The 12,008-nt window shown below is 67.2% G+C and carries 12 protein-coding genes; 9 read left to right on the forward strand and 3 right to left on the reverse strand.

Annotated features, from left to right (window positions below; translation table 11 throughout):
• Positions 1-100: 100 nt before the first annotated feature.
• Positions 101-232: a hypothetical protein gene (locus KIF24_RS34185; RefSeq protein WP_269440640.1), complete on the reverse strand. Its 132-nt coding sequence runs from the start codon at positions 230-232 to the stop codon at positions 101-103.
• 500 nt (positions 233-732) lie between these two features.
• On the opposite strand from KIF24_RS34185, the gene KIF24_RS34770 reads away from it, so the two are divergent.
• Together KIF24_RS34770 and KIF24_RS25615 are read left to right on the forward strand one after the other, a co-directional pair.
• Positions 733-2,367: a dihydroorotase gene (locus KIF24_RS34770; RefSeq protein ID WP_221086217.1), complete on the forward strand. Its 1,635-nt coding sequence runs from the start codon at positions 733-735 to the stop codon at positions 2,365-2,367.
• Complete coding sequence (locus KIF24_RS25615; RefSeq protein WP_221086218.1) at positions 2,364-3,167, forward strand: isochorismatase family protein; 804 nt, start codon at positions 2,364-2,366, stop codon at positions 3,165-3,167. Before KIF24_RS34770 ends, KIF24_RS25615 begins: the two co-directional genes overlap by 4 nt.
• Here KIF24_RS25615 and KIF24_RS33450 read toward each other — a convergent pair.
• On the reverse strand, positions 3,106-3,828 hold the full coding sequence (locus KIF24_RS33450; RefSeq protein ID WP_230415896.1) for a hypothetical protein: 723 nt from the start codon (positions 3,826-3,828) through the stop codon (positions 3,106-3,108). The genes KIF24_RS25615 and KIF24_RS33450 overlap by 62 nt on opposite strands.
• 1,081 nt (positions 3,829-4,909) lie before the next feature.
• Between KIF24_RS33450 and KIF24_RS25630 the strand changes: the two genes are divergently transcribed.
• The 7 genes from KIF24_RS25630 (at position 4,910) to KIF24_RS25660 (ending at position 8,693) form a co-directional block, all read left to right on the forward strand.
• Entirely contained in the window at positions 4,910-5,077 is a 168-nt protein-coding gene (locus KIF24_RS25630; protein ID WP_221086219.1) for a hypothetical protein, read from the forward strand.
• Positions 5,077-5,358 (forward strand): hypothetical protein, encoded by a 282-nt coding sequence (locus KIF24_RS25635; RefSeq protein ID WP_221086220.1) that lies wholly within the window; start codon positions 5,077-5,079, stop codon positions 5,356-5,358. Before KIF24_RS25630 ends, KIF24_RS25635 begins: the two co-directional genes overlap by 1 nt.
• Positions 5,355-5,723 (forward strand): MFS transporter, encoded by a 369-nt coding sequence (locus KIF24_RS25640; protein ID WP_221086221.1) that lies wholly within the window; start codon positions 5,355-5,357, stop codon positions 5,721-5,723. The genes KIF24_RS25635 and KIF24_RS25640 overlap by 4 nt, the downstream gene beginning before the upstream one ends.
• Positions 5,724-5,791: 68 nt before the next feature.
• Positions 5,792-6,580, forward strand: coding sequence for a nucleotidyltransferase domain-containing protein (locus KIF24_RS25645; protein WP_221086222.1), 789 nt, complete (start codon positions 5,792-5,794; stop codon positions 6,578-6,580).
• 307 nt (positions 6,581-6,887) lie between these two features.
• Positions 6,888-7,805 carry an ArsR/SmtB family transcription factor gene (locus KIF24_RS25650; protein ID WP_221086223.1) on the forward strand — a complete coding sequence of 306 codons (918 nt, stop codon included), beginning with the start codon at positions 6,888-6,890 and terminating at the stop codon, positions 7,803-7,805.
• Between the two features lie 187 nt (positions 7,806-7,992).
• Positions 7,993-8,283, forward strand: a complete 291-nt coding sequence (locus KIF24_RS25655; protein ID WP_221086224.1) for a hypothetical protein — start codon at positions 7,993-7,995, stop codon at positions 8,281-8,283.
• On the forward strand, positions 8,280-8,693 hold the full coding sequence (locus KIF24_RS25660; RefSeq protein WP_221086225.1) for a hypothetical protein: 414 nt from the start codon (positions 8,280-8,282) through the stop codon (positions 8,691-8,693). The genes KIF24_RS25655 and KIF24_RS25660 overlap by 4 nt, the downstream gene beginning before the upstream one ends.
• A gap of 77 nt (positions 8,694-8,770) precedes the next feature.
• On the opposite strand, the gene KIF24_RS25665 is transcribed toward KIF24_RS25660, so the two are convergent.
• Complete coding sequence (locus tag KIF24_RS25665) at positions 8,771-11,965, reverse strand: AfsR/SARP family transcriptional regulator (RefSeq protein WP_221086226.1); 3,195 nt, start codon at positions 11,963-11,965, stop codon at positions 8,771-8,773.
• Between the last annotated feature and the right edge of the window lie 43 nt (positions 11,966-12,008).

The raw sequence follows: 12,008 nt of genomic DNA on the forward strand, positions 1-12,008 counted from the left end.
CAGCAGGCTCCCGTCACCAATGCCGAGAAGGATGCGGTCGGCTTTCACACGACCCTGACATGCTTGCTTGCCCGCCACCGTAACGCGGCAGCAGGCGACGTCAATAGAAGTTTGTCGCCGATATCGCCTGCTGCAACGAGAATTCGACGCGGTCCACGCCGGGTTCGATCGCACGGTAAACCACCCGAGCTTGAGCCAGATAATTCATTGCGGCGATCACGTCAATTGTCAACCCTATTGGTCTGCGGCTTGGTCGCGCCGAGATGGCTCCCGCCTACCAGACCGGTGCCCCCGTTCGTCTCGCCGGCGCGGACGTGGGTCCGTCACGTGCGCTGCGGGGGCGTCGGGGTGGTGTCCAGCTTCGAGGGCAGCAGTACCTTGCGGAAGCGCGGCGGCCAGAGCACGGGTGAGCCGCAGCCGGGAGCCGGATCCCTGTGCAACTGCTGATAATCCTCAGTTGCACAGAGGTCTCCGGGAGACGGATTGGCTTGCGCGGCACAAACGTGCGCACGACGGGGATCCGTCGTATTGTCGCCGGAGATCGCGTCAGGCCATCAGGCGGGAAGACCTCGCCGTACGGGCCTCGACCAGGCAGCAGCCCTTCATCAGATCAGACGATCCGCCTGCCCGATTGCACTTCGTCCGCCGATCGGTGTATCGCCCTGTCAATGCGCGGGTTGCATCACATTCCGCGCGCTCGTCACGTATCGCGCACTTACCGGAGGAATTATCGTGGCTGGTGAAATCCTTGATCTCGTCGTAGCGAACGGGACCGTCGTACTCGGCGACGGACGTTACAACGTGGCGGTTGGCGTCAAGGACGGGAAGGTGGTCGCCCTCGCACCCGAGGAGTTGCTGCCACCCGCGAAGGAACGCATCGATGCGTACGGGAATTTCATCCTGCCGGGCGTCGTCGACTCGGAGGCCCATCCCGGCTGCTACGTGCCCTTCGAATACGACATGCGCACCGAGTCGCGGACCGCGGCGTGCGCCGGGGTGACCACCTGGGGCATCCAGGCGCCGGTGACGCGCATGGGTACCGAGCCGTTCCAAGAGGTCGTCAACCGGGCCGACGTGGTCTCGTTCCATCATGCGTTCCCTTCGGCCCGGAAGGTGATCGAGAGCGTTTCGCACGTCGACGCCTATCTCACCTACATGCTCGAGACCGATGAGCAGGCCCACGAGATCCAGGAGTATGCCGAGGGGCATGGCGTCACGTCGTTCAAGCTTTACCTACAGACCCGCGGCCTCAAGGCCATGCGGGACGGCGACGACAGCAACTGGCCGTCTCGGCGCGCGGGCCTCGGTACGGGCATCGACGACGGAACCGTCTACCAGGTGATGGAGCAGGTGGCCCACCTCGGCTACCCGGGGATGGTGCACATCCACCCGGAGAACTGGGAGATCGGCCGGGTTTTCGAAGACCGTCTGCGCGCGGCCGGCCGCACCGACTTCGGCGCCTGGACGGACCGTTCTCCCGACTTCCTTGAGGCACAGCACATCCGGGCCTACGCGTATCTGGCGCAGCAGACGCCGGGGAATCCTCCGCTGTACCTTCAGCACTGCACCACGCGCCTCAGCTTCGAGGAGGTCGCGAAGGCCCGCGCCGAAGGCGCGCGGGTGTTCGCGCAGACCGGCCCGGCGTGGCTGTGGGCGCAGCCGGAGGACGGCTGGCGGATCAACGTGCCGCTGCGGCGCCGGGAGAACATCGACGCCCTGTGGCAGGCGCTGGCCGACGGCACCGTGGACGTCGTCGGGTCCGATCATGTGGTTGGCTGGGAGCCGGCGAGTTTCGAGGAAATGTACAACCCGAACATCTGGGACTGCCGTACCGGCTTCAGCCGGGTCGAGCTCTTCCTGCCCGTTCTGCTGTCCGAAGGCGTGGGCAAGGGCCGGATCAGCATGGAGCGCCTGGTTCAGGTCAGTTGCGAGAATCCGGCCAAGACCAGCGGTCTCTGGGGCCGCAAGGGCTCGCTGCTTCCCGGCTTCGACGCGGACATGGTCATCGTCGACGCCGGACGCGAGGTCACCGTCGGCAAGGAGCACATCAACACCCGGGCCGGATGGTCGATCATGGAAGGCCACACCTTCCACGGCTGGCCAGTCAAGACGATCATGCGTGGCAAGGTCACCGCCGAATGGGCCGACGACTCCCCTGGAATGCGTCCGGTAGGCGAAGCCCGGGGCGAGTATCTGGCCCGGTACCCGCAAAGCTCATCGTGCACCTACCCGATCGCCGAGCCGACCGCCGTCGACATGTCGCATCGCCGGTGGAGCGGTTTGGACTTCAGCCGGCCCGGCTTCAGCGCGGAGACCCAGCTCTACACCTCGGTGCGCGCGGACGGGCGTGGGGAGGCCGGGCGATGAGGGACAACAACCGGGGTGATGGGATCACCGAAGAGGCCGCCGCCTACGACAACGAGGTCTGGGCGGACGTCCTCGGCGAGACAGACCGGATGGTCTTCGAAGCCGCCGGCTGGGGACGTCGGGCAGGATTCGGCCGACGACCGGCGCTGATGATCGTCGACGTCAACTACAACTTCTGCGGAGACCGGCCCGAGCCGATCCTCGAGTCGATCGAACGCTGGCGGTACTCCTGCGGCGAGGTCGCGTGGACCACGGCGATACCAGCGATCGCGCGACTGCTGGAGGTCGCCCGGCGTAAACGGCTGCCGGTGATCTACACGACCAACCCGCGGCGCCCGGATGGATTCGACCTCGGCGTCTGGACGTCGAAGAGCACCCGCAGCGATGACGTGGTGGACGTGAAAGGACACCTGGGCAACCGGATCGTCGCCGAGGTCGCACCGCAGTCCGATGACATCGTCGTCGAGAAGCGGAAGCCCTCGGCCTTCTTCGGTACGCCGCTGATGAGTCACCTGACGATGCTCGGCGCCGACTCGCTGATCATCACGGGCACGACTACAAGCGGTTGCGTACGGGCCACGGCTGTGGACGCCATCTCCTACGACCTTCGTGTCACCATCCCGCACGAGGCGGTCTTCGACCGGGCGGTGCTCTCCCACAAGGTGAGCTTGATGGACATTCATATGAAGTACGCCGACGTCACCAACCTCGACGAAGTCCTCGGCCATCTCGAAGGACTCAACGAGGGGATGTTCGACGACGTCTACCCGCCAGCGGCAGCCCGCGCCAGTTCCGGCTGACCTGGACGGCATGCAGGCGCCAGCAGTAACCCCGGGCCTCCCGCATGTGCGGGAGGCCCGGGGTTTTCTGAGCGTACGAACGCCGGGCCGGACGTGCACGCCCGCAGCCACGCCAGCGTGCGGAATCGACCTGGTGGGGATAGACCGTTTCTCGTGTGCGCTTGCCGGCCACGGTGCGGGTGACCCGCTCGGCCTGCTGGCCGTGCGGGGAGCCGATGCCGCCTGGTGTCTGGAGGGTGAGCGCTTCCACGGTGCGGGTCCTACGGGTGCGGCGACAGTGCGCGCGTGGGCGACCGGCGGGTGCAGGGCGTCCGCGACGATCACCACACCCGTCAGGCTGCCCGGACGCGCCTTGATCTGCTCCAGCAGCGGGGCGAGCGCCGGAATTCATTCGCCCCGCGACCTGGACCTGCGCCAGGACCACACCGGTCGACGTGTCATAGGCCGACAGCAGGTGAACCCGCCTCTCGGTCAGGACCGCGCCGCGCAGCACCTTGCCGTCCACGGGGATGACCCGCCGCGCCGGCGGCGGCGCCACCGGTGGTCGGGAGCACAGCCAGTCGGTCAGGACCGCGGTCAGCGTCTCGGCGTCGACGCGGATCAGCAGCCGCCACAGGGTGGCCAGCACCGCACCTACCGCGACCACGAGCACGCTCGCCATGGGGTACCGAACACCACATAGGCGGGTGTGGTCCTTCTCGGTGTCGAGTTGTCTACGGCCGGGTCAGACGCACCTCAACCGGCTACGCGAAACCCCTGGCCCACGCCTACCTCACTGTCACCGCCGCTCACGCCAAAAAGGGGCGCCGAATCCGATGACGGCCTCATTCCTCTCACCCTCGGCGAGGTCCGTCGTCTACTGGCACACCTGATCACCACCCACCCGACCCTTCGACCACATCCATCGATGGTCCGATGGCGAAGTCGACACCAGTACCGCGCTGAAATAGCCCACTACCAGCGAAGACTGCTACTCCACCAGGTGTGGCTGGAGTATTAGGACTATTTCGTAATGACCCCGCCGCTTGGTCCGCCACTACCACACCTGAACCGGTTCCCGGAAGGTTTCTTACGCGCCATTCGTTCCTGCACTCACGCCCGTTGTCGCCCTCAGTAGATGGTGGTGAGCATGGACGGACACGGACCCACCTCCGAGCTCCACGCCCTGATCGACCTCGTCCCCACCGGACACGGCATTGACCTCGATCGCCGGATTTTAGCGAACTACCGATACGGCCACGTGTTCGGTCAGAGACGAATCCGTAGACGGCTGAGATCGCCCAATGCTTTGCTCTTCTCGTCGGGATCGCAAGCACACCGCAAGCGGCCTCAATTCCTGGATTCCCATGACAGGAGGTGATCCAAATGCGTAAGCACAACAGAGCCCGATCCGCACACCACGAGCCTTCGTGCCCCGGCTCGATGAGCTCGGAGAACGACTGCCCCCGCATATCAAAGGTGTGGAGTCGCTCCTCCTCGCGATCGTCAGCGAGACATTGATATCGGACATCCCCCGGGGCGACATCACGTCCACTTCCGATCGCTGCTCCGGCACTTGTGGCCGGCCTTGACGCCTCAGGAGCGCCGTGCCATCGGTCCGCTCCTCCCGTCGGTCGTCTATGCCTTCCTTGAACCGGACTACGAACCGGCGGTGACACACCTGACCGCCGTCGGCCTGACCGCATCGGAGATCGAGCAGGTCATCGCCGAAACCTGGCCTCCGGGGACCGTGCGGGCCGCAGTTGCGGAAGCCGCCTCCCCTGGTCCGGTACCTCGCGGAGGCCGGTGTCCTCGACGACGCCCGCACCCAGGAGGAGTTCGACAGTTCCGGTCTGCTCGACAGCGGCTCCACATCCCACACCGTGGCCGACGGAGCGCCGCTCCTACACATCCCGAGAGAGTTCTCCTGATGACCGTACTGGCTCCTGCCAGCCGCAGACCCGGTATGGAAGGCGTGTTCTGGCGGTTCTGGCTGGCATCGACGACAGCCAAGACGGGCTTGGCGCTGACATTGGTGGCGCTGCCGCTCGTGGCGCTTACCGTTCTCGGCGCGAGCACCGTTCAGGTCGCCATGCTCGCGGCGGCAGGGCAGTTGGCCTGGCTTCTGCTCCGACTGCCCGCGAGCGCGCCGCCGAGCAGACCTGAGCTCCAGCTGGCGCCGCGCTGTTCCGATCCGGCCCGCCAGTCGTGATCCCGCTGACGACGTCCACCGGGACTGTCTCCTTATTCGCGATCGGCAACGCCGGCTTCGCCTTCGGCGTCGTCATCGGAAGTATCATGGCAAGAACCCACCGGCAGACCGAATCGCCCCCTGAACTGCTTTCCCGCGTGATGGCGACAGTCCGTTTCGTTTCCTGGGGTGCGTTGCCAGCTGGGTCTGCGCTCAGCGGCGTACTCGGCGCGGTTCTCGGCCTGCATCCCGCGCTGTGGCTGGTGTGCACCGGTGCGCTCATGGCTCCAACGATCATCCTCCTCAGTCGCATAGGCGGGCTGAGGGACCTGGAGGCGTTGGAAAAGCCGCAAGAGCGCAGGGTCACGATCAGCCAACGGCCTTGAATCCGCAGCCTCAAAGGACGGACCCGGCTGTGGGGCGCGTCGTGCAGTGACGGAAGGAAAGGAACACGATGAAGGAAACATCCGCCGGCGAATGGCTCGACCCGCTCCGTGAACGGAACCTGCTGCCGGACGAGGTACTCGCGGCCTTCGTCGTCGGCTCGGCCGCCCGTGGGTGGCACAACGCGCGAAGCGACTTCGACATCTGCATCGTCACCAGGTCGCAGCGTTACCCCGGCAAGGGCGATCACATCCCGATCCCGCTGGACCCTCCCTTTCTCATGAGCGAGATCTTCTACGCGCAGAACAAGCGGTGGGAGATCAAATACTGGCTCGACAGCCAGGTCGACCAGATGCTCGACAAGGTCTCCTGGGACGCCTACGAACGGGGAACGTCCGCCGGCGGCGTGCTCACATTGGCCGAAGAGCTCATGTTTTCCCGCCTGAGCAACTGCCTGCCGCTGATGGGTGAGGAGTGGGTCCACGAGCGTCGGCGACAGCTCGCCAAGTCAGCGTTCCGTTCCTTCCTCCTCGTCCGTTCCCTGGGCGAGGTGGATGACGCCGTCGAGGACGCGCTGGGTCAAATGGAAGCGGGGCACCTGGAATGCGCGGCGATCTCGGCCCGGAACGCCTTCGGGCACGCAATCGACGCCCTGCTCGAGAGTGAAGGAGAATTTGGCAGCCACCAGCCCAAGTGGCGACCCAACCGGTTCAAGGCGGCCGCCCCCGCGGCCGTGTCATTCGAGACGTACTGGGCGCTCGAGACGATGCAGACGTACGACCCCGTTGATCCCAGGCCGTGGATCAAGAGCATCCTCACCTTCTGCCAGGACATCGCCATGGGCGTGGAGGTTTCGTGAAGCCACCGGTCCCGTGCAGCCCCGAGGCTGTGTCTCGGCGGACCCTCGGAATCCGCATCCGGCTCGTCAAGGGCGATTTCCTCATCGGAGACGAGGACAAGGCCCAACTGCTTCCCGGACCAGCCCAGCTGATCTTCGCCTCTCTCGATGCCGCATGCACCGTGTCCGACATCTCCAGACTGATCGCCGCGGAGTGCGGCATCGACGAGCAGGAAGCACTAGAGGACGTCGGGGAAGTTCCTCGGCGACCTCACCGGCAGGGGCTGGGTCGAGTGGTGAACTGTTCCCCCGACCTCAGGTCAGCGTCATGATCAGACTCAGGGTCGACGACGAGAGCCTGCACACGATGCGTCTGGCGTTCAGCCCGCTGTGGGAGACGATCGGAAGCCTGGGAATTCTCGCCAGGTACCGGGGCGAGGCCCCCTCGCCGTATGCGAACTGGGCACGCACCGTTCGAGACACGACGCCCGCGAAACTCACCGCAGAGCTCGTTGAGGCATTGCGAGCGCCGCAGCCGTCGTTGATCGTCCCGGCAGCCCTGCCTGTACCGGACCCCACGCGTAACACCATCACGGTCGAGCTCAGCCGCCTGGTGGAGACATCGGGAGGCGACCCCGGTGTGCGCCGTGCCGTGACGTTGCTGAAGAGGTACTGGGACCACGCGGTCGCCCCCTACTGGGCATCGATACGCTCATCGCTGGAGGACGAGATCCTCTTACGCGGCCGAACTCTCGCCGTGGAAGGGCCCGAAGCGATGCTCCACGAGATCGGTGGACGTGTGCTCTGGTCGAATCCCCTTCTCACGGCGCCCTATCACCGTGACCTGGCGAGCAACCTCACCCGGTCGCGACTCCTTCTGGTGCCGACGGTGTTCGCGGGCGGACTCAGGTTGTTCGTCGAACACGACGATCGGGTGGCCATGTCCTACCAGGCACGCGCGGCGGGATATTTCCACGTGCTGACGGCCCGGTCGGTGTCCCGGGAAGCCGAGGACAGGCTGGCACTGCTGCTCGGCAGGGCGCGGGCACAGGTCGTACGCGTTCTGGTGGAACCGAGGACGACCACGGCTGTGGCCCAGGCACTGGGGCTTGCCAAGAGCACGGTCTCCCAGCATCTCGCGGTGCTGACAGATGCCGGCTTCGTGTGGAAGCAGCGGCTCGGCGGCCGGGTCTTCTACCAACTGGACCGCAACGGCCTTGCGCTGCTCAGACAGCTCGGTCTGTGAGGTTCATGTGCTCCCGCGCCCGAAGCGTAGCTGTCGCGCTATTGATCTTGATCGTGACCTGCTCCGGCTCAGCTGTACTGAGTGGAAGGTCCGTTCAGCGGAGGAGGCTTACGCGTGATCAGCCCCTCCATCGTGGGGCTGAACGCGACACGGGCTGCGGCTCGGCCTGCTGGATCACCCCGACTTCGTGAAGGACCTCATGGACGGCATTCGAAGGGACTTAGTTCATGTCGATGACTACCTCGAGTCCGACCTGTCCGTACTCACCGCCCCTCTACACGTGTTCGGCGGGGCCGGCAACGGTGTCACGCCAACCTCCGACGTTCCCGGGCGGGACCGCTGCGTCGGCGCGGGGTTCGGCATGACGCTGCTACCCGGCGACCACTCCTACCCGACCAGCGAGGCCGGAAGGATGGCGGCGGCGGTACCCGGACTCGCGTACCGCCGGGCGGCCACGGCTGGTCAGGTGTGGTCATGAAACGCTTCGTGGTTCTCGGGCTCAGGTCTCTCCGGCGGCGGTGCTATCGGCCGCCCCCCGCCCCCGACTCTCGACCGTCCGACCCACTGGACGAGTTGATCGACGCCGAGGGGTGGGCCCGCGGCGAGCACACCTCCGGCGAGGAGCACTCCCCGCACGCCGGACGGTCGTTCCACGTCGAGACGATGACCGAGAACGGCATGCACGACGTGGTCAAGGTGACCGCGTCGAACCCACCCGGTGTCGGCGCTCCCCTCGCGGGCCTGTCCACCGAAGAGCTGGCCGCCGTGCGTTCGGTCGTACGCGCCGCGCTCGACCTCACCGGGCACCAAACCGGTCGCGCCGTTACCGAGGTCGCTCTCACCGAAGCCGGTCCGCGCATCGTCGCGTTCCGGATCGAGCACACCTGACCTGTGCGGATGTCTCCTTACCGGGAGCAGGGCATCGGAGCGGGAACGATCCGGGACCGGACACCCGCATGTTGGTCTCACCAGCAGGCACGACCTAGCAGGGAGACACCATGGGACGCAGGATCGCCGCTCTGATCGCCGCCGTTGCTGTCATCGCCGTCCTCAGCGCCGTCCACCACGACGGCGACGGCAACCATCCGCTCGCCGAGGACAAGGGCCTTACCATCATCATCGGGCAGTGAGCCCCGCGACCTGGACAACTCCGGGGCACGACGTCGGCTTTCGGGGACGCCGAGAGCCGTGAACAGTGCCTCCGCCGCGGCCCAGTGGGGGCCCGCCGTCAACTCGTCGCCCAGGGCACGGGCCGCCATCGCCATCCCCCTCAGCGCATGGGCCTCCTCCATGCGGTAGCCGATGGCCGACGCCACCTCGCATGCCTGTACGTGCAGGGACAGCGCCTTGTCGTGGTCACCACAGGCCCCGAACAGTCGGCCGAGCATGTTCTTCACTTTGGCACGGCGCAGCGGTGACGCACTCCGCTCGACCAGGGTCTGTGCCTGGTCGGTGTATTCCCCGCAGGCCTCGGAATCCCCGCGTTGATTGGCGAGTATCGCCGACAGGGCGAGGGTGACCGCGGCCTGGCCGGGGTCCGTCCGCTCGTCGTACAACGTCCGCGCCTCGGCCAGGGAGCTTTCGGCCGCCGCCAGTTCGCCCATCCCGACCTGCGCCAGCGCGAGGTCGGTGAGGGCGACGAGTTCCGTCTCGTGCCGGCCGGCTTGCCGGGCCAGCGTGATGGCCCGCCGGGCGGTGCCGGAGGCCTCCGCGTAACGGCCCCACTGCTCGTACAGCGCGCTCAGCACGGTGAGGCTCTCGGCCTCCGCGCAGGGCGTACCCAGCTCGCGCTCCAGGGCGACGGCCGCCTCCAGATGGCCCAGTGCCTGATCGAACTGCCCTCGCATGCTCTGGTGCAGACCGAGGGCGCCCTCGCTGTGCGCCTCGGTGGGGCGGTCTTCCGCGACCACTGCCAGATCCCGGCCCTCACGCGCCGCGCTGACGCCCTCCTCGTGCAGGCCCAGCTTCCAGCAGGCCACACTAAGATTGGAGAGGCAGATGCTGAGCAGCCCGGCCTCGCCGATCCGGCGGGCGGCGGCCACCGCGGTGCGGCTGACCCGCCTGAACTCATGCAGGCTGCCCCGGAGGTTGAAGTAGAAGGCCAAGTTGCGGACGAGGAACACCACGTGCCGGTCCAGGGATTCTCGCTCGGCGAGGTCGATGACCGAGACGAGGGTGACGTCCTCCCGCGCGAACCACGCCTGCGCGTCGTCTGCCTGGCGGAAGCTGGGCAGCGAAGCCGCAGACCGGGGCAGCCCGGTGGGGCGTTCGCCGCGGCCGGGGAAGAGGACCGCGCAGGCCGCTTCGCTAGCCGCCAGATAATAGTCGACCAGCCGCCCGGCGAGGGCCGGTCCGCTCTGCTTCGGCATCCGGTCGTACAGGCTGAGGGCGAAGCTGCGCACCAGGTTGTGGTAGGCGTACAGACCCACGTCCGGCTGTTGAAGCAGGTGCACGTCCAGCAACTTCTCTAGCCGGTCCTCGGTCTCGCGGACGTCGAGTCCGAGCAGGGCCGCGGCGGAGAAGACGTCGACGGCACGGCCGGGATGGACGGACAGCAGCAGGAACAGGGAGCGGCAGTCAGCGGCCAATCCCTGGTAGGACAGGCGCAGGGTGGTGGCCACGCCACGCTCGCCGGAGTTGAGCTCGTCCAGCTTGTACGTCTCGTCGCGCAGCCGCTCGACCATGTAGCGCAGCGACCACGACGGCCGGTTGCGCAGCCGTGCGGCGGCGATCCGCAGCGCCAGCGGGAGGTGGCCGCAGAGTCGGACCAGCTCGGCTGTCTCCGACTGCTCGGCGGCGGTCCGCTCGGCGCCGAGGACCTCCGCGATAAGGCTCGTGCTCTCCTCGGGCGCCATCACGCCGATGGAGATCCACTTCGCGCCGTCCAGGTCCACCAGTCGGGCCCGACTGGTAACGATCACCAGACAGTCGGGGGATCTCGGCAGCAGGCCGATCACCACGGGGACATCCGCGGCGTTGTCCAGCAGGATCAGCATCCGCTTTCCGGACAGCTCCGATTGCCACACCGCCGCCCGTCCCGGTACGTCGTCGGGGATGCGCTCCTCCGGCACACGCGCGGCGCGCAGCAGGATCTCCAGCGCGGCGGCCGTGGTGACCGGTTGTTCGTAGGGGGCGTGGCCGCGTAGGTCGATGTAGAGCTGCCCGTCGGGGAACTCGTCGGCGAGCCGATGGGCGGCGCGTACGGCCAGCGAGGTCTTGCCGGAGCCGCCCATTCCGTCGAGGGCCACGATCCGGGTGTGCTGGCCCCGCTTGCGCACACTCGCCGTAATCTGACTCAGCTCCCGTTCCCGGCCGACGAAGTCGGCCAGGTCGTAGGGAAGGTTACGGGGCGGATCGGCGGGCGCGGCGGTCGGCGGCTCGATGGGGGCGGGCGCCGCCAGTGAGGGGTGCTCGCGCAGCATGTTTTCGTACAGTCGGCCCAGCGCCGGGCCGGGGTCGATCCCCAGCTTCTCGACCAGGCGCTCCCGGACTTTGCCGTATTCGTCCAAGGCATCCGCGCGGCGTCCGGAGCGATACAGCGCCAGCAGCAACTGGCCACACAGCGTCTCGCGCAGTGGGAACCGACCGACATATCCGCGCAGTTCGCTGATCAGCTCCGCGGTCTCGCCGAGCGACAGCCGCAGTTCGAAGTACCGCTCGACGGCGGCCATGTGACGCTCGCCCAGCAGCACCGTGGCGGTCTCGATCACCGGGCCGTCCAGCCCTGACAGCGCTGGCCCGCGCCACAACGCGAGCCCGGCGCCCAGCGCCTCGGCCGCCTCCCGCGGCTGCCCGCTCGCCGCCAGCTCCTTGCCCTGGTCCAACCAGCCGGTGAACTCATGCAGGTCAAGCTGGGTCGGCGTCACCACGGCCGTGTAACCGGGCCCGTCGGTGACGAGTACCTGACCGCCCTCGGGAATCCGGCTGCGCAGATTGGCCACGCTCTTACGGATCTGATGGGCTCCCGTGGCGGGTGGGTCCTCACCCCACGCGGCCTCCATCAGCCTCGGTACGGGGAGCATGTGACCGGCGTCGAGCAGCAGCGTGGCGAGGACCCGGCGCTGGATCGGGCCGCCGAGTTCGAGCCGGACGCCGCCGGACCATGCCTCGAGCGGACCCAGGATGTTGAACCGCAGGCCGCCACCGTCCATACCCGCCATCCGCAAACCTCCCCCGTGAAGCATCAACGAAGCGAGCCCTCCT

It is taken from the genome of Micromonospora tarapacensis (genome assembly GCF_019697375.1).
GTDB lineage: Bacteria > Actinomycetota > Actinomycetes > Mycobacteriales > Micromonosporaceae > Micromonospora > Micromonospora tarapacensis.